Consider the following 18328-nt stretch of genomic DNA (forward strand, 5'->3'; position numbering starts at 1 on the left):
CATCCCGAACAGGACCGTGAAACGACTCCGCGCCAATGATAGTGCTGCAACCAGTGTGAAAGTAGGTCATCGTCAGGCTTTTATTCCGCATACCCCCGCTCAAGTAATTGACCGGGGGTCTTGCTTTTTTAGCATCACTTGTACGCTCACTTTTATTTGCTGCCGGCCCTTCTTCTTGCCCTGCCATTAGTCTTACTTTAGCCTCTCGCTAGCTCTCGCTGACCGCTTACTCAATAAATTTCCAATAAAAAAGGAGCCGAAGCTCCTTTCTGATCTCGTATCGCTCTCTCAAAAAAAACCGAGGACCCTGAGACTATCTCTTCAGCACGCTTTAACGCCTTACTAAAACGTCAGCCTAGAACGCAAACCCCGTCTTGATCACCGCGTAATTCACACCAGGGTTCGGATGCTTAACCCCTCCGTTGGAATAGTGCTGAATCTTGACCGCAATGTCCCAGCCGTTTGCCAGTACATAGCCAACTCCAATATGGTCGCCGAACTGAAAATTCGTCGAAAACTTCCTACCGTTATTGTCGTATATGTCCGATAACATGTGCAAACCGATTCCTGCTTCGGCGTAAGCTCCCTTCTTATTGTCATTTTGTAGCCGGAATACAGGGGTAATGCCAGCATCGACGATATTTTGTTTTGCACCACTTCCTTGGTAATTATCACCCTGCCAGCTTGCTAATGTGACGTCCCAGTAACCACCGATGTGGGTTCCGTTTGATTTATACCATTGCTCATCCCAAGTCCATTGGGCTCCGGCCCGAAGCATTTTTGTTTTATTCCCGGTAGCGAATTCCAGTGATGCTGAATCTGCAGCATAAGATACTGATTGCGCAAGAGTCAGCATAAGCCCACACAGCAAGGATTTTTTAAGCGAAAATTTCATAAAACGATGTCCTGATCAGAGGTGAAAGAAGAATTCTTAAGATATTGTATCAATTCGCTACAAATCATATCGGCGATAGGCAAAATATGCCAACACCTTGTCAATGTCATTCACTCACAACAACCTACAACAATGAATAGTATGAACAAACCACGAATTGCATTTTTGGGTATTGGTCTGATGGGCTTACCGATGGCTGCTAGATTACTCAATGCCGGATATCCCGTGGTTGTCTGGAATCGTACATCTTCCAAATGTGAGCCTTTGAGAATATTGGGAGCAGAGATCGTTATCGCGCCACAAGACGCTATGTCGACTGCGCGTGGTGATACCGATATCGTGATCAGTATGCTGGAAGCGGGTAACGTGGTGGGGGACATTATTAAGCAAACCTTAATCACATTAAAGGGGGGGCAGATCTGGATAGATATGAGTTCTACGCAGCAACAGGAGGCGCAAGAATTCAATGCCTTGTTACGAGCCAAGGGCATTATTTTTATCGATGCGCCGGTATCTGGCGGCGTCATCGGTGCAGAAGCCGGGTCTTTAGCAATTATGGTCGGTGCGTATCCGGACGAATTTAGCAAAATCAAGCCTGTCCTTGACGTACTGGGAAAAGCGACTTTGGTCGGATTGCCCAGTTCCGGACAGTTATCGAAGCTGTGCAATCAGTTAATCGTTGGTGGGACGATTAATATCGTTGCAGAAGCTTTATTGCTGGCACAGGCCGGAGGCGCTGATCCTGTCGCAGTACGTCAAGCTTTGCGGGGTGGATTTGCAGAGAGTCGTATTTTAGAGGTACATGGGCAGCGTATGCTGGACAGGAATTTTTTGCCTGGAGGTCAAGTCAAAAGCCAGTCGAAAGATATGCGAAATATCTTACAGGCGGCACACAGCCATGACTTGCAACTACCTGTCACAGAAATGATTGCAGAAATCTATCAACAACTTCTCACGTATCAACCTGTTGCAGATCATTCTGCCGCGATACTCGAATTGGAAAAGAAAAATCCATGCCAGCGTCTTGGAGATCAGCCAGATATCTTGCCTGCATAGACAGAGGTACACTGAATACGCGCGGGGATTATCTGCCATGCTTGTAGTTCAGCGATATAGTATGGAATTAGCCAAATTAGCCAAGACGAATTATCCGCGGCAGCACATTTCCTCCACTGCTACTGAAGCACAAGCAAACATAAGAATTATCCAATGACAGTCATATCTACAGTATCTCCGGAGTTACTTGCAATTCTGGCGCAATTAATTGCTTTCAAAACGGTTTCTCGAGATTCTAATCTCGAACTGATCGACTGGATTCAAACTTACCTTAAGCAATACGGCGTCAGTGCCCGACTGACTTATGACAGTACTGGGAAAAAAGCTAATTTATTTGCTACGGTAGGTGACGGAAAAAAGCCGGGAATTATTCTTTCTGGGCATACTGATGTAGTACCCGTTGACGGACAGGAATGGCATACCGATCCTTTTACTGCAGTGATTAATGGTGATCGCTTATATGCACGCGGTGCAGCCGACATGAAAACATATATCGCCGCGGCGCTACATGCCATACCGCAGTACATTGCTGCTGACAGGGGTCAGGCATTACATCTGGCTTTTTCCTATGACGAAGAAGTGGGATGTCTTGGCGTACGAAGCCTGATACGTGATCTGGACGAAATCGGTTTGCAGCCCGCTGCGTGTATCGTCGGTGAACCCACCATGATGCGGCCAATCATCGCACACAAGGGCACACATCGTTTCCGTTGCTGTGTACGCGGTAAAGAAGCGCATTCGAGCTATACGACGCAGGGTGTTAATGCGATTGAGTATGCGTCTAAAATTGTTGTGTATATACGAGAATTAGCTGATCGCCTTGCCTTACAAGAGACGCGCGATGATTCTTATACGGTCCCTTACAGTACCTTGCAAACGGGTCTGATCCACGGGGGACTCGCAACTAATATCGTGCCAAAAGATTGTGATTTTCAATTTGAGGCGCGGACATTACCCGACATGAAGGCGGACATACTGTTTGAAGAAATTCAGGAATATGCCCGCAAATTAATGCCAGAGATGCTAGCGGTAGAGCCGCTTGCACGCATCGATTTTGAATGGCTGGCCTCCGCACCTGGTTTGCAAATGCAAGAGTCAGACGCCATCGTCCAGCTAGCAGCACAACTCTCGGGGAACTCACCTGACGGCGCTGTTTCCTATGGTACAGAGGCCGGTTTATTTCAGCAGGCAGGTATTCCGACCGTCATCTGCGGACCCGGCAGTATCGAGCAGGCACATTCGCCTAACGAATATGTGGAGCTGGCGCAGGTCGTTCAGTGCGAGCGCTTCATGCAGCGCCTATGTGATTCGTAAGCAGACAATTTCATCAAAGTTAAAAATTTAGGAATGAGTATGACCACCGCCATCGTCCGCGCCGTTTGTCCTCACGATTGCCCGGATACCTGCGCCTTGCATGTCACGGTACAAGACGGGATCGCCACCGAGGTGCGCGGAGATCCAGATCACCCGACGACGGCTGGCGTCTTGTGTACTAAAGTCGCGCGTTATACAGAGCGCACCTATCACAAAGACCGTGTACTGCATCCGTTGAAACGTATCGGCAAAAAAGGTGAAGGTCAATTTGAGCAAATTAGCTGGGACGAAGCGCTGACGACGATTGCTACAAAGCTTAAGAAAATTGCGGATCATAATCCCCTGGCCATACTGCCTTATAGCTACGCAGGCACCATGGGACTGGTGCAGGGAGATAGCATGTCGCAACGGTTTTTTCATAAAATCGGTGCGTCTTTTCTTGACCGCACAATATGTGCAACTGCTGGCGGGACAGGCTACAAATACACTTTGGGTGCTCGCATTGGCACGGATGTTGAACAAACACAAAATGCACAATTAATTCTCATCTGGGGTGGTAATCCTATTGCGTCCAATCTGCATTTCTGGATGCGTGTACAAGAAGCAAAACGCAATGGTGCGAAGATTATTGCGATCGATCCTTACCGCTCTTTAACGGCTGAAAAATGCCATCAGCATATCGCCTTATTGCCAGGCACTGATGCGGCCTTAGTGCTGGGCATGATGCATGTCCTGATCAAAGAAGACTTGCTTGATCATGACTATATCTCAGCCTACACACTGGGCTTTGAGCAACTTAAACAGCGCGTAGCAGAGTGGACACCTGAGCGCGTCGCAGAAACTTGTGGAATCAGTGCAGAAGAGGTGACGAATCTGGCACGAGTATATGGCGAATGCGCGCAACGGGGTGAGGCCAGTATGATACGAATGAACTACGGAATGCAAAGAGTCCGTGGTGGTGGCATGGCCGTGCGCAATATCGCCTGTCTGCCAGCATTGGTCGGGGCATGGCGTCACGCTGCAGGAGGTGTGCAATTATCATTGTCGGATGCTTTTCCTAAAAATCTTGCCGGCTTACAGCGACCAGACTTATTCCCGCAATCACTGACTCCACGTACGATTAATATGAGTACGATCGGTGATGATTTATTACACGAGACTTCTGTCAGTTTCGGCCCCAGGATTGAGGCTGTGATTGTCTATAATTCAAACCCAGTTGCCGTCGCGCCGGAATCGGATGCGGTGGCCCGGGGATTCGCCCGCGAGGATTTATTCACTGTAGTGCTTGAGCATTTTCAGACCGACACAGCAGACTATGCAGATATCGTTTTACCTGCGACAACTCAGCTTGAGCATGTGGATGCGCACAGCGCCTATGGGCATTTGTACATGATGGCGAATAATGCCGCGATTGCCCCCATGGGAGAGGCAAAACCGAATACAGAAATCTTTCGCCTTCTGGCGTATCACATAGGTTTTGATGACCCGTGCTTTCGTGAAAGTGATGATGAACTGGCTGCGCAAGCATTTAAGCAATCCGATGTTCGTGCTGTACATTTCGACTGGAGTTCACTGAAGAAAACGGGATGGGCGAAATTACGTGTTCCCGACGCTCCTTTTGCACAGGGCGGGTTCCTGACACCGTCCGGAAAATGTGAGTTCTATAGCGAACAAATGCAACGCGATGGTTATGATCCCTTACCCACGTATATTCCCCCTTATGAGTCGGTTGCGAGCAATCCCGTGCTTGCCGGTAAATATCCATTGGCCATGATTTCGCCGCCTGCGCGGAATTTTTTGAATTCGAGTTTCGTCAATGTACAAAGTTTACGTGATACCGAAGGCGAACCGCATATAGATATCCATCCTGAAGATGCTCAGCATCGCCAGATTGCTTCTGGTGATACCGTCAGAATTTTCAATGACCGTGGTTCTTTTGTGGCACTTGCAAGAGTTACTGATAAAGCCCGGCGAGGTCTGGTGGTCGGCTTATCGATCTGGTGGAAAAAATTTGCTTCCGATCACAAAAATGCGAATGAGCTCACCAGTCAGCGCTTAACAGACATGGGCGGCGGACCTACCTTCTATGACGTACTGGTGCAGGTCGAGAAGGGCTGATCAGTGAGCCAGTGTGCTTGCAAAACGCACCGGTGGCTTAAGATTTTTTGTGCAGAACGGCGGTGAATTTGGCCAAATCACAGATTCATTCAACGAGTCAGTTGATTGTGCGTTGCAGCAAATTAGTAGAGGATGCTTTCAAGTTGGCTGCAAAAGACTTGCCTTGGTTTATCATTGCCGATAGCATCGACTATCGGCGCAGTATATTCATGCTAGCCAGTCTAGCAGATCATTCGACCAGCTTGCCGGCGAGCAGTGCTTCGCGCATCATTTGCAGCACCGACGCTGAATAAATCAAAACAACACTCAGAGACAAGGAAAACCGTATGGACAAGTTTTGGCTGAAATCATATCCGCAAGGCGTTCCGGCAGAAATCGATTTCTCTCAATATCAATCGCTGGTGCAGGTGCTGGAAGAGTCTTTCCATAAATACTCGGCACGTAATGCCTACGCTTGCATGGATAAATTCCTGACTTACGGCGAGCTGGATACGCTGTCAAAGAAAGTCGGTGCCTGGTTGCAAAGTAAGGGGCTCCAAAAAGGTGCCCGCGTTGCGATCATGATGCCGAATGTCTTGCAATACCCGGTCGTGATGGCGGCAGTGCTGCGCGCGGGTTACACCGTCGTCAACGTCAATCCTTTGTACACACCTCGCGAATTAGAGCATCAGTTAAAAGATTCGGGCGCTGAAGCGATTTTCATTTTAGAAAATTTCGCCGTGACGCTGGAACATGTTCTGAGCAATACACCGATCAAGCATATCGTCGTCGCCACCATGGGTGATATGTTGGGAGGCGTGAAGGGCGCGATCGTCAATTTCGTTGTCCGTAATGTCAAAAAATTGGTACCGGCATTCTCGCTGCCGGGTGCGGTGCGATTTAAGCAGATGCTCGCTGAATCCAGTCGCCTGAATTTTCAGCCAGTCAATCTCGGTCACGACGATATCGCGTTCCTGCAATATACCGGCGGAACCACGGGTGTGTCGAAAGGTGCGACGCTGTCTCACCGCAATGTCATTGCCAATATTTTGCAAAACGACGCATGGCTGATGTCCGGTATGGAGAATCAGGCCAGCTCTGAGCAAAAAGTAATCGTCTGTGCTTTGCCCCTGTATCACATCTTCGCGTTGACTGTTTGCAGCTTGCTGGGTACGCGTATTGGTGCGATGAATTTGCTGATTCCGAATCCACGCGATATTCCGGGATTTATCAAAGAATTGGCAAAATATAAGGTTAATATTTTCCCGGCAGTGAACACCTTGTACAACGGTTTGCTGAATAATCCCGATTTCGCCAAACTCGATTTCTCCGGCTATGAGATTTGTAGCGGCGGCGGTATGGCAGTGCAAAAAGCAGTCGCCGACAAATGGCTGAAAACTACCGGTTGTGCAATCGCAGAAGGTTACGGCTTGTCAGAGACATCGCCAGTTGCCACCGCGAATCCGGCAAAAACTAAAGAATTTTCCGGTACGATCGGACTCCCGATTCCGTCGACTGAAATTGCGATTCTCGACGATGACGGTAATCATGTGCCTCTAGGTTCACCTGGAGAGATTGCCATCCGTGGGCCGCAAGTCATGGTCGGGTATTGGAATCGTCCTGATGAGACTGCCAAGGTAATGACTGCCGATGGATTTTTCAAATCGGGTGACGTCGGGATTATGGATTTCCGCGGCTACACCACGATTGTCGATCGTAAGAAAGATATGATCTTGGTCTCTGGCTTTAATGTCTATCCGAACGAGATTGAAGGTGTGGTTGCCTTGCATCCGGGCGTGCTGGAATGCGCTTGCGTTGGCGTACCAGATGCTAACTCAGGCGAGGCAGTCAAGTTGTTTGTGGTGCGTAAAGATCCGACGCTGACCGTTGAGCAATTGATGGATTACTGCAAAGAACAATTCACTGCTTACAAAAAACCGAAGTTCATTGAGTTTCGCCTGGAACTGCCTAAGACCAATGTCGGCAAAATTTTGCGTCGTGAATTACGCGACGAAAAGAAGGCCGCTTGATTAATATACTCCCCTAATGGTGGGATGAAATACCCTCTTGCTCGCATAGAAGACGAGGGATGTAAGAATATACTCCACTAGAGTATTTAAAAAGGGAAAGCTTTTAGCTTTCCTTTTTTTGTTTTCAAACTACTAAAACAGTCGATTAAAACAAAAAAGGATGGTCAGATTCGTCTATTTTTTATGTGACGGACTGTTAAATTTTGAGGTTTTTCTTCAACAAAACAGAAGATAGGTTGCCACAAAGCATTTCAAAAATGTTACTTTCATGAAAATAATTTACTATGGCTAATTATTTGCAATCGATTGAATTTTTGTCCGAATTACCAAAAAATAATCTGCATAACATTTTATATCTGCTGTTTACATCAAGTCTAAGGCAATGTATTGCTACCGGAAAGGCGATCTTGTTTTGGATTACTGCCGCATTACAGGCAATCAAATTTGGAGTGAGGTATGAAACAAAGTAGTACGACTAGCCAACCGTGGATCATGCGTCCTGGAGTCAATTTTTTTCGCAACATACAATTCCGGACAAAAGCAGTATTAATCTCCATCGCGTTTTTAGCGCCAATTGTGCTGTTGAGTTGGTCCTTTATCCAGGCAAAAAGAGCGGCAATCAATGTTGCTGCACTTGAGATAGACGGCGTTACTTACGCAAAAGAACTCGTGCCCGCAATCAAATGGGCTCGTCAATATCGACGCTACACGATGCAAGAGCAAGCTACCGGGTCAACGCCCGCTGAATTGGCTGAAGTAAAGGCGAGATTGGACGCACAGATTGTGAAGATCAAACAGTTGGATGCAATCTATGGCGAGCAATTCAAAACCACAGAGGTCCTGAGAAAAGTTGAGCAACTCTACCAGTCCTCAACGCCAGCATCGTCAGGATTGCTGACGGTGTTTAATACACATAGTAAGTTCAATGAAGGACTTGGCCAGATGTTGACTGCTGTCGCGGATGGGAGTGGACTCACTCTGGATCCAGAGATTGATACCTATTACCTGATGGATGCCAGTATCAATGCAATGGCTACTTTGCTCGAGTCAACCGCAAAGATGCGAGTACTTGCCTCCTCGATTGCCCGCTCCGGCAAGGATATCGAACTAGCCACCCAAGAACTTCTGCAGGAGGAAGGACTGATCAGTTACCTGAGCGATGTGATTGCCAGTGACTTAACAAAAGTGGCGAGCGAACATCCAGATTTTCGGTCCGAACTGGATATTCAAGAACCGATGAAAGATGTGGCGAGCTTATTGCAAATGTCAAAGGAAAATCCGGGGCAGGGCGGGAATGAGCGTGCATTCATAATTGATGCACAGGGTAAAAAAGTTGTTGATGCCTTTGAGAAAATTCAGCATGTTTCGTTGAACCATTTAAACGAGCTGTTAATTTCCCGGGTAAAACAACAAAGCCAAAGTTTATATATCACCGCTGCCATCGTCACATTTTTTTTACTGTCGGCTGTATACATGTTTGTCGCGTTCTATCGGGTGATGGAGTCTGGCCTGCGGCATGCAAACGACAACCTGCATACGATGGCTAGTGGCGATTTGAGGACCAAAATTGCACCGAAGGGAAATGATGAGATTACTAAACTGATGTTCTCTATGGCTGAGATGCAAAACTCATTGGTTAATATGGTAAGTGTGATGAGAAGCAGTTCGGAGCAAATCGGTAATAGTAGCGGTGAAGTGGCGCAAGGCTCTGCTGACATGGCTGTGAGAACTTCACAGACCTTACAGCGACTACAAGAAACTGCTGCAGCAATGGTCGAGATATCGGGGACAATTCAATCGACTGCAGACAGTGCTCAGCAGGCAACACAATTAGCGATAGAAAATGCGCAACTTGCGACGCGCGGTGGTGAAGTGATTGCGGAAATGGTCAGCACGATGGAGGAGATTCGAACCTCTTCCAGCAAAATCAATGACATCATCGGAGTGATTGACGGAATCGCATTTCAAACCAACATTCTCGCTTTAAACGCCGCTGTTGAGGCAGCTCGCGCCGGTGAGGCAGGAAGAGGATTTGCCGTGGTGGCGACCGAGGTCAGAGCGTTAGCACACCGGTCTGCTGACGCAGCAAAAGAAATTAAAAACCTGATTACGGTCAGTGTGAATACAGTGGAAACAGGCGGCCACATAGTGCATAACGCAGGAACCACAATGGCACAAGTTGTGCAATCTGCGGCCGGTATTAGTCAATTTCTAAGCGATATCAGCGCCAGCGCGCGTGAACAATCGATTGGGGTAAAAGAAGTTGAACAGGCTGTGCAGGAACTTGATTCTGTAACGCAGGCAAATGCGACTCTGGTAGAAGAAACCTCAGCATCCGCAGATACACTCCGCGATTTGGCAGTCGAGCTAGTTAATGAAGTCCATGTTTTTAAATTAACTCACCACGGGTGAGGTGAGGATAGCGGTAACGTTGGACTTGTTGCAAAGAAGGGCGGCCGTGGACCGCCCTTTTTTTATGCGACTGATACTACGCCAGTCCTGCCGTCTTCGACCGCAAAGCTCGCCAAGGTTGATATGCCAGAGTCAGCTCGGGATACGTCGTCCAACGCCATAAAGCGGGTTGTCATTTGTTTCGGCGTGATATCCATCAGGATAAAGCCGCGCTTATCACTACGTCCGAATTTGATATGAGGATTTTGCGCGACGTATTGATCTGTGCGGTCTTGCGGACGTGAGCTGGACGTAATCGAGGTGCCGCAAAACTCTGTTGCCAGGATCGGATTGCTTGCCGAGGCTTTACTATAAAAATCACGTTTGATGTTCGCCGCATAAAACGTATGGACGTCACCGGAAATAATCACAGGATTCGCCGGTTTATGTTTTTGCAGATCGTCTAATACACGCTGCCGTGCAAGCGGGTAGCCATCCCAGCCGTCGGTCCAGAATTTTCCATCACCTTCTTTAGCGACTGGCGTCTGGCTAGATTGTGCCATCAGAGTTTGTTGTGTCAGGACATTCCACTTGGCACCGGAGCTGGCAAATCCCTGTGCCAGCCACTTCTCCTGTTCTTGCCCCAGCAGAGTTCTGTTTGGATCAAGCAGTTCACGACACTCGGCATTCGTGACTGAATTTGAGCCGCCCATCCCTGGTTTCGGGCAGGCATGGTGTGAGCGATACTGACGGTCATCAAGTACATGGAAACGCGCAAGCTTGCCCCAGTCATAACGCTCATAAATCCGCATATGAGCAAAGCGTCCTGCTTCACTCATGAGCGCCGTCAGATTCGGCAGGCGTACCGGCATATGCTCATAAAACGCCTGATATGCCGCTGCGCGTCGTTGCAAAAAATCGACCGATAAACGTTCATCCCTGTCGTTGCCGTAATCATTGCAGACTTCATGATCGTCCCACGTCACGATCCATGGTGCGACGTGATGCGCTGCTTGTAGATGCGGATCTGATTTGTACTGGGCATAGCGACTACGGTAGCCGGCCAGATTCATACTCTCGACATCGCGCCTGCGTGGCTTGGACGGATGACTTAAATCGTAAGGTCCCCATTCATAAATATAATCACCGAGGAAAATCACCAGATCCGGATATGCCGCAGCGATATGCCGGTGCCCTGCATATTCACCAAACTCCCAGTGCTGACAGGAGGCGACCGCCAGTCGCAAGCCAGAGGGCATGGCCTCTGCGATTGGCGCAGTGCGTGTGCGTCCTACCGGACTGATCGCCTCACCCAGCATAAAACGGTACCAATAATTGCGTTCCGCCTGCAAGCCGGTAACATCAACGTGCACGCTATGTGCGAGCTCAGGCAAGGCGGTATGTTCCCCCCGCCCTACAATGTGATGAAAAGTCTCGTCTTCCGAGATTTCCCATCGTACTTTGTAAGGCACTGCCGGCAACGCCAGAGCATTCAATGGTTCTGGCAGCAGACGGGTCCAGATCACCACGCTATCATGCCGGGGCGAGCCGGAAGCAACGCCCAGCGTGAAGGGGTAGGCTGATGACTTATCTGCGGCAAAACTGGGTAGCTGATACGCCGATGCCGCAAGTACGGCAAGGCGTAAGGACTGCTGTAGAGATTGCTGTAAAAACTGCCGTCGTTGCATAGTAGTCAGTGCAGGCCGCACTTAATAAATTATTCGGAATATAGACAAGTGATGCTGCACTGGCGCTATGGCATTTTTTCATCATGAATCTTGCCATTGCTTTTGTCAGCTTGCAGTATGGCGAAGATGCATCATTCAGATCATCATGAAATGGCAATGCAGCGGAGCAGGCTCAAAATCGACTCAAAATCGGCTCAGATAGCGTCTAACGGTGGAATCGGACGAGGTTTTCTGTCCTCACCTGTTGCGACATAAGTTAATGTCGCTTCAGTGACTTTGACAGTACTCGCTTGCAGGCGATTACGCTCTGCATAGACTTCAACAGACACGGTGATTGAGGTATTGCCGACTTTAACAACTTCTGCATAAAACGACAATAAGTCACCCACAAAAACAGGTTGTTTAAACAAGAATGAATTCACCGCAATCGTCGCAACCCGGCCATTGGCGCGGCGCGCGGCAGGGATCGCTCCGGCGATATCAACCTGCGCCATGATCCATCCGCCAAATACGTCACCGTGAACATTCGCATCGGCGGGCATCGGCATGACACGCAATTGCGGCATGCCGGCGGGGAGTGTGTTTTTCATCTGGTCAGACATGGTATTTCCTTTCAAAGATACAATTCGCTTAGATAATTTCAGCAAATCATAAACCATATCCCTACTTCACCTTAGGCAATTCTATGCGCCGTAACTCATCTGCCGATGCTCCTGCCTCTGCAAATTCAGCGCCATCACCTCGCGGCGATTGGTCAACTGTTAAAACTTTATTACCGTATTTGTGGGCATATAAATGGCGCGTCTCGCTGGCGTTGTTGTTTCTGGTTGGCGCCAAACTCGCCAGTGTGGGCGTGCCGCTCGTATTGAAGCAATTGATCGACAGCATGTCGATCAGTCCCCAGAATCCGGCGGCATTGATGGTGTTGCCAGTCGGGATTTTGATTGGCTACGGCGCTTTGCGCTTGTCGACCACGTTATTCACCGAGTTGCGTGAATTTGTTTTTGCTAAGGTCACTCAGCGTGCAGTACGGACAATTGCGCTAAAGGTATTCCGGCACTTGCATGCCTTATCGCTGCGTTTTCATCTGAACCGCCAGACCGGTGGTATGACGCGTGATATCGAGCGAGGCACCCGCGGTATTTCATCGCTGGTGTCGTATGCCCTGTTCAGTATTTTTCCGACGCTGCTTGAGATTACGCTGGTATTGATTTATCTCTCAACGCATTACGATATCTGGTTCTCTGTGATCACTCTGGTGGCGCTGGTGACCTACATTACGTTCACGATTGCGGTGACTGAATGGCGTACGCATTTTCGTCGTACCATGAACGAACTCGATTCTAAAGCGAGTACAAAGGCGATCGATTCTCTGCTGAATTATGAGACGGTTAAATACTTTTGTAACGAAGAATACGAAGCGCAACGTTACGACGAAGGTCTGCAAAAATTTGAATTCGCCGCAGTCAAATCTCAGTCCAGTTTGTCCTTGCTAAATACGGGTCAGTCGCTGATTATTGCGACGGCGGTCACGCTAATTTTGTGGCGTGCCACGCAAGGCGTGATCGATGGAACTATGAGCCTGGGCGATCTGGTGCTGGTGAACACTTTTATGATCCAGCTATATATTCCCTTGAATTTTCTTGGTGTTCTCTACCGCGAAATTAAACAAAGTCTGGCAGATATGGAGAAGTTGTTTTCTTTGCTGGATCAGCATAAAGAGATTTCCGATACGGCAGACGCGATTCCTCTCAGCATGGATCATAGCAAGGGCGGAGCGATTCAGTTTGCCCATGTCGATTTCAGCTACGAAAGTAAGCGGCAGATTTTATTTGATGTCGATTTTACGATCGCTGCCGGTACCACGACGGCGGTTGTCGGGCATAGCGGATCGGGTAAATCTACCCTGTCGCGTTTGCTGTTTCGCTTCTACGATATTCAGGGCGGCGCCATTCGGATTGACGGCCAGGATATTCGCGCGATTACTCAACTTTCACTACGCAATGCGATCGGTATCGTGCCGCAGGATACGGTGTTGTTCAATGACAGTATTGAATACAACATTGCTTATGGTAAGCCAGGAGCGACCAGAGACGAAGTCGTCGCTGCGGCGCGGGCCGCTTATATTCACGATTTTATTGAAAGCTTACCGGACGGGTACGCAAGCACCGTCGGTGAGCGTGGTTTGAAATTGTCAGGCGGCGAAAAACAGCGTGTCGCTATTGCCAGAACTGTATTAAAGAATCCTTCCATCCTGATTTTTGATGAGGCAACGTCGGCGCTCGACTCTAAGTCTGAGCAAATGATACAAGCGCAAATTAAAGAGATTGCCAAGACCAGAACCAGCCTGGTGATTGCTCATCGTTTATCTACCATCGTCGATGCGGAGCAGATTCTGGTGATGGATAACGGACGCATTATTGAACGTGGTACGCATCAGCAGTTATTGATGCTAAACGGTGTGTACACACAGATGTGGAAACGACAACAAAATCGCAGTGATGAGCGAGCAGATGACTTCGATGACACTGATGCTGAAGTGAGCGTGGCGTAGTGCAATGCTGATTGAATGGCAAGATGAATGATAAAAATCTCTCAGCGCAAGACCAATTGTATTGATGTAAGAAATGTGCGGCACAAAGATTGCTTTAGAGAATTTAGCTTTTCTGGTGGAATTGCCAATACGATATAAAGTGTTTGAAATTCTTGGAATTTCAAAATTTTATTCGTCCTGTCCAGTCCTACTATCAGAAAGAATTATTCTTATAATCTGCCTCTCTATTCAGGAGCAACGATGAAAGTCTTGTCACAAAAACTAATTGGCCTCGCTGTAGTTTTGTTGGTCAGTGCCTGTAGTCGTCAGGTCGAAGTCAAAATCGGTGTTGTTGCGCCGATGACGGGCAATCTCGCTCATAACGGTAAAAGTATTGCCGGCGGTGCGCAAATCGCCGCCGATGAATTAAATGAGGAGGGCATCTACATCCAGGGCAAGCGTGCCCATTTCTCCTTGATGATAGAAGACGATAAAGCGAATCCGGAAGACGGTAAAGCTGCTGCGCAGCGTCTGGTTGATGCCGGTGTCGTCGCTGTGTATGGGCACTTTAATTCCGGTGTGACGATTCCCGCCGCGCCGATTTATGCCAAAGCAGGCATCCCGCAAATGTCAGCCTCAACCAACCCCCAATACACGCGGATGGGTATTCCCAGTGCGTTCCGTATTGGTGCGGATGATATCGAGCAGGGCACAACATTGGGGCGTATCGCAGTCGATAAGCTAAAAGCAAAAACGGTGTTCGTGGTCGATGATGCATCATTGTTTGGACTCGGTCTGGCAGCAGAAGTATTAAAGGTTCTGGAATCAAAAAAAATCGTCCCGGGTAAGGAGTCGGTCAATCCACTGACGGTCGACTATCCGCAGCTTGTGAAAAAAATCAGTGACAGCAAATCGGATGTGGTGATCTACGGCGGTGATGAGCCGGTTGGTTTGGGATTGCTGAAGGCCATGCGCGCCGCAGGTATCACTGCGAAATTCGTGACCGGTGATTCCATGTGCGATGCCGCAATTATCAAGTCAGCAGCTGGTAATGCGGATCGTGGCTACTTTTGTACGGTTGCCGGGGTACCGCCATCCTGGTTGTCTGGCGGCGCTGCCTTCATGCAGAAGTATCGTGCCAAATTCGGTGAGCCGGGCGCGATGTCGCCGATCTCTTACGATGGTATTCACGTGTATGCGCAGGCGATGCAGAGAGCCGGTTCTATCGATCCTAAAGTCTTTGTGCCAGAAATGAAGAAAACCTCTTTCGATGGCAAAATCCAGGGTACGATAGAGTTTGATGCCAAAGGCGATCTGAAAGACGGCACCGTCGTGATCTATGAGTCGGTTGGCGGTAGCTTGACTGAGCAAACGAATATCTTCTAAGCACTCGTAGTACCATAAAATAAGCGTCAAACTGTGTGGATATCCCGCACAAGTTGACGCTTTTTTTTCGTGCTGCGATTATCATGGCGAAATGGAAACCAAATGGCTGGAAGACTTCGTCTCTTTAGCTGAAACCAATAGTTTCAGCCGCTCTGCTGAATTGCGTCATGTCACGCAACCAGCGTTCTCGCGTCGCATACAATCGCTGGAGGCGTGGCTTGGCAGCGACCTGATCGACCGCACCTCATATCCGACCCGCTTAACACATGCGGGCGAGGTATTTTACGAGCAAGCGATTGCCATGCTCGGGCAGATCAATAACGCCCGTGCTTTATTGCGGGGCAAGCGCACCACCACCCAGACCACTGTCGACTTCGCGGTACCCCATACTTTATCGCTGACCTACGTGCCAAAGTGGCTGACCGAACTTGAGTCAGCCTTTGGCGAGATCAACAGCCGCCTGCTTGCGCTGAATGTGCATGATGCCGTGATGAGCTTGGTCGAGGGCGGTTGCGATCTGCTGCTCTGCTACCACCACCCGCGCCAGCCTTTGCTGCTGGATGCCAGTCAGTACGACATGATCAGTATGGGAACTGAGGCCTTGCGCGCTTATGCCCGTTGCGATAAATCCGGTAAGTCCGAGTTGCTTTTGCCAGGCTCAGAAAAATCACCTTTACCATTTTTAGCCTACGCCAATAACGCGTATCTGGGACGGATGGTCGATCTGATTCTGAATGATGCCCGTATTCCTTTGCATCTCGATAAGTGCTATGAAACCGATATGGCCGAGGGGTTAAAAATGATGGCGCTCGAGGGTCGTGGCGTCGCATTTTTACCCGAATCTGCAGTGACGCGCGAACTAAAACAAAAGCAGCTGGCGCGTGCTGACGGCCACTCCAGCGCATGGGAAGTTGAGATGGAAATTCGTCTGTATCGCGAGCGTCCATCGGTGCAGCGGCCCGGCAAGGCAATCGTCTCCCGCTTGTGGGAGTATCTGGAGCAACTGCATTCACCGCATGCCAGTACCGCAGTCAAGAGTGGCAAAAAAGAACGCCGCAAGCCCGCATGAGTGCCATCCGGCGCAAAGTGTTGTGGTGATTTGTCCCGAATAAGTCACTGTAAATTTGACTTAAATTGTCCTAAGCTATTCCTCAGTGTGGCTGAGTTTCGTCGCTAATATGGTTGATGCTGATCTGATGCCGGTATATGAAAAAAGCGGTGAGTTTTTTTCTGCAAGTCTGTAGCGAAATCAGGGTGAAATATATCTATGCATTTGTTGCATACATGCATGCAAACAAAGCATTGGCGATAAAATGGCCTGTTGTCCTACTATGCATCACCTCATTGGTCACCAATGGTCGTCAACATAGTTAACTTACACAGGAAGGAGACATACCATGTCCAGCCATCACCAAATACCCTCTTATCTTACCCCGCATGAGACAGGTCCTTGGTCAGTTTATCTAGAGCAAATCGATCGTGTTACGCCTTACCTCGGCCATCTGTCCCGCTGGGTAGAGACGCTGAAGCGTCCTAAGCGTATTTTGATTGTTGACGTGCCTATCGAGCGTGACGACGGCAGCATTTCTCATTTTGAAGGCTATCGTGTACAGCACAATACATCACGCGGCCCTGGTAAAGGCGGCGTGCGTTTCCATCAGGATGTGACACTGTCAGAAGTGATGGCCCTGTCTGCCTGGATGACCATTAAAAACTCCGCAGTCAATGTGCCATACGGTGGTGCCAAAGGCGGTATCCGCGTTGATCCAAAAACTTTATCGCGTGGCGAACTGATGCGCATGACGCGCCGTTATACCTCCGAGATCGGCATCATTATTGGCCCGGACAAGGATATTCCTGCACCGGACGTCAACACCAATGAGCAGACCATGGCATGGATGATGGATACCTATTCCATGAACGAAGGCCGCACAGCAACTGGTGTCGTGACAGGTAAGCCAATTTCACTCGGCGGCAGCCTAGGCCGTCGCGAAGCAACGGGACGCGGTGTTTTTGTCGTCGGTTGCGAAGCCGCAGCAAAACGTGGCCTGAATATTGCTGGAGCAAAGATTGCCGTACAAGGTTTTGGTAACGTCGGCGGCATCGCAGCGCGCCTGTTCTCTGAGGCCGGTGCTAAAGTCGTCGCGGTACAAGATCATGGCGGTACGATTTTCCACTCCAACGGACTTGATGCGCATAAATTGCTCGAACATGTCGCAGCCAATGGCAGTGTGGCGGGCTTTAGTGGTGCAGAAGCCGTGATCCCGAACGATGAGTTCTGGTCAGTGGATTGCGATATTTTGATCCCTGCTGCGCTGGAACAGCAAATCACGGAAAAGAATGCCAACAAGATTCGTGCCAAAATTATTCTCGAAGGTGCGAATGGTCCAACCACACCAGAAGCGGATGATATTTTGAGCGACAAAGGTGTGTTGGTTGTGCCGGACGTAATCGCAAATGCGGGTGGCGTGACTGTGTCGTATTTTGAATGGGTACAGGATTTTTCCAGTTATTTCTGGAGCGAAGATGAAATCAATCAGCGTCTGACTCGTATTATGAAAGAGGCATTTAACTCGGTCTGGCATGTGACTGAAGATAAGAAAGTTTCTTTGCGGACGGCAGCCTTCATCATCGGTTGTTCGCGCGTATTGCAAGCACGTGAAGTTCGCGGTCTGTATCCATAAGACCAGCGCAGAGTTTAAAGCCTGATTAACCGGTTTGATTAACATTACTGAGCGCCGTAGTTTTATGCAAGGCTCGACGCTTTAGTGTATCTTCCAGTGCCTTAGAGCAACGGTAAGAGAAATACATCCATCAATGCAAACGCATCGATGGATGTATTGTTTTATTTAAAGTGCTGTTTCCTTACCATGAAAAAACAGTCAGCACGCATTTAAAACAGAATAAAAGTTTGTGAAAATAGAATATTTCAATATAA

General features: G+C 48.8%; 12 protein-coding genes. 9 read left to right on the forward strand and 3 right to left on the reverse strand.

Annotated features, from left to right (window positions below):
* Positions 1-355: 355 nt before the first annotated feature.
* Positions 356-895 carry an acyloxyacyl hydrolase gene (locus ACO0LE_RS11390; RefSeq protein ID WP_422960475.1) on the reverse strand — a complete coding sequence of 180 codons (540 nt, stop codon included), beginning with the start codon at positions 893-895 and terminating at the stop codon, positions 356-358.
* A 132-nt stretch (positions 896-1027) separates the two neighbouring features.
* On the opposite strand from ACO0LE_RS11390, the gene ACO0LE_RS11395 reads away from it, so the two are divergent.
* The 5 genes from ACO0LE_RS11395 to ACO0LE_RS11415 all read left to right on the forward strand — a co-directional run bounded on the left by ACO0LE_RS11395 (position 1028) and on the right by ACO0LE_RS11415 (position 9804).
* Positions 1028-1951, forward strand: a complete 924-nt coding sequence (locus ACO0LE_RS11395; protein WP_422960476.1) for an NAD(P)-dependent oxidoreductase — start codon at positions 1028-1030, stop codon at positions 1949-1951.
* 153 nt (positions 1952-2104) lie between these two features.
* Complete coding sequence (argE, locus tag ACO0LE_RS11400) at positions 2105-3265, forward strand: acetylornithine deacetylase (RefSeq protein ID WP_422960477.1); 1161 nt, start codon at positions 2105-2107, stop codon at positions 3263-3265.
* A 39-nt stretch (positions 3266-3304) separates the two neighbouring features.
* On the forward strand, positions 3305-5383 hold the full coding sequence (locus tag ACO0LE_RS11405; RefSeq protein WP_422960478.1) for a molybdopterin-containing oxidoreductase family protein: 2079 nt from the start codon (positions 3305-3307) through the stop codon (positions 5381-5383).
* A gap of 326 nt (positions 5384-5709) precedes the next feature.
* The gene (locus ACO0LE_RS11410; protein ID WP_422960479.1) at positions 5710-7392 is read left to right on the forward strand and encodes a long-chain fatty acid--CoA ligase; all 1683 of its coding nucleotides are present in this window, start codon (positions 5710-5712) and stop codon (positions 7390-7392) included.
* A 456-nt stretch (positions 7393-7848) separates the two neighbouring features.
* A complete protein-coding gene (locus ACO0LE_RS11415; RefSeq protein ID WP_422960480.1) occupies positions 7849-9804 on the forward strand; it encodes a methyl-accepting chemotaxis protein in 1956 nt (651 codons plus the stop codon).
* Between the two features lie 62 nt (positions 9805-9866).
* On the opposite strand, the gene ACO0LE_RS11420 is transcribed toward ACO0LE_RS11415, so the two are convergent.
* Together ACO0LE_RS11420 and ACO0LE_RS11425 are read right to left on the reverse strand one after the other, a co-directional pair.
* Positions 9867-11471 (reverse strand): alkaline phosphatase D family protein, encoded by a 1605-nt coding sequence (locus tag ACO0LE_RS11420; RefSeq protein WP_422960481.1) that lies wholly within the window; start codon positions 11469-11471, stop codon positions 9867-9869.
* 194 nt (positions 11472-11665) lie between these two features.
* Positions 11666-12073 (reverse strand): acyl-CoA thioesterase, encoded by a 408-nt coding sequence (locus ACO0LE_RS11425; RefSeq protein WP_422955845.1) that lies wholly within the window; start codon positions 12071-12073, stop codon positions 11666-11668.
* Positions 12074-12156: 83 nt separating this feature from the next.
* On the opposite strand from ACO0LE_RS11425, the gene ACO0LE_RS11430 reads away from it, so the two are divergent.
* From ACO0LE_RS11430 to ACO0LE_RS11445, 4 genes are all read left to right on the forward strand, one after another.
* A complete protein-coding gene (locus ACO0LE_RS11430; RefSeq protein WP_422960482.1) occupies positions 12157-14025 on the forward strand; it encodes an ABCB family ABC transporter ATP-binding protein/permease in 1869 nt (622 codons plus the stop codon).
* Positions 14026-14265: 240 nt separating this feature from the next.
* On the forward strand, positions 14266-15390 hold the full coding sequence (locus tag ACO0LE_RS11435) for a branched-chain amino acid ABC transporter substrate-binding protein (protein ID WP_422960483.1): 1125 nt from the start codon (positions 14266-14268) through the stop codon (positions 15388-15390).
* A gap of 91 nt (positions 15391-15481) precedes the next feature.
* Complete coding sequence (locus ACO0LE_RS11440) at positions 15482-16459, forward strand: LysR family transcriptional regulator (protein WP_422960484.1); 978 nt, start codon at positions 15482-15484, stop codon at positions 16457-16459.
* Positions 16460-16787: 328 nt separating this feature from the next.
* On the forward strand, positions 16788-18074 hold the full coding sequence (locus tag ACO0LE_RS11445) for a Glu/Leu/Phe/Val family dehydrogenase (protein ID WP_422960485.1): 1287 nt from the start codon (positions 16788-16790) through the stop codon (positions 18072-18074).
* Positions 18075-18328 lie beyond the last annotated feature (254 nt).

Source organism: Undibacterium sp. Xuan67W (assembly GCF_049340165.1).
In the GTDB taxonomy this organism is placed as follows: domain Bacteria; phylum Pseudomonadota; class Gammaproteobacteria; order Burkholderiales; family Burkholderiaceae_D; genus Undibacterium.

What these genes read in the sequence shown, in the direction of transcription:
- ACO0LE_RS11435 (WP_422960483.1), top strand. Translation starts at nt 14,266, where the DNA reads ATGAAAGTCTTGTCACAAAAACTAATTGGCCTCGCTGTAGTTTTGTTG.
- ACO0LE_RS11445 (WP_422960485.1), top strand. Translation starts at nt 16,788, where the DNA reads ATGTCCAGCCATCACCAAATACCCTCTTATCTTACCCCGCATGAGACA.
- ACO0LE_RS11420 (WP_422960481.1), bottom strand. Translation starts at nt 11,471, where the DNA reads ATGCAACGACGGCAGTTTTTACAGCAATCTCTACAGCAGTCCTTACGC.
- ACO0LE_RS11410 (WP_422960479.1), top strand. Translation starts at nt 5,710, where the DNA reads ATGGACAAGTTTTGGCTGAAATCATATCCGCAAGGCGTTCCGGCAGAA.
- ACO0LE_RS11430 (WP_422960482.1), top strand. Translation starts at nt 12,157, where the DNA reads ATGCGCCGTAACTCATCTGCCGATGCTCCTGCCTCTGCAAATTCAGCG.
- ACO0LE_RS11425 (WP_422955845.1), bottom strand. Translation starts at nt 12,073, where the DNA reads ATGTCTGACCAGATGAAAAACACACTCCCCGCCGGCATGCCGCAATTG.
- ACO0LE_RS11415 (WP_422960480.1), top strand. Translation starts at nt 7,849, where the DNA reads ATGAAACAAAGTAGTACGACTAGCCAACCGTGGATCATGCGTCCTGGA.
- ACO0LE_RS11440 (WP_422960484.1), top strand. Translation starts at nt 15,482, where the DNA reads ATGGAAACCAAATGGCTGGAAGACTTCGTCTCTTTAGCTGAAACCAAT.
- ACO0LE_RS11395 (WP_422960476.1), top strand. Translation starts at nt 1,028, where the DNA reads ATGAATAGTATGAACAAACCACGAATTGCATTTTTGGGTATTGGTCTG.
- ACO0LE_RS11390 (WP_422960475.1), bottom strand. Translation starts at nt 895, where the DNA reads ATGAAATTTTCGCTTAAAAAATCCTTGCTGTGTGGGCTTATGCTGACT.
- ACO0LE_RS11405 (WP_422960478.1), top strand. Translation starts at nt 3,305, where the DNA reads ATGACCACCGCCATCGTCCGCGCCGTTTGTCCTCACGATTGCCCGGAT.
- argE (WP_422960477.1), top strand. Translation starts at nt 2,105, where the DNA reads ATGACAGTCATATCTACAGTATCTCCGGAGTTACTTGCAATTCTGGCG.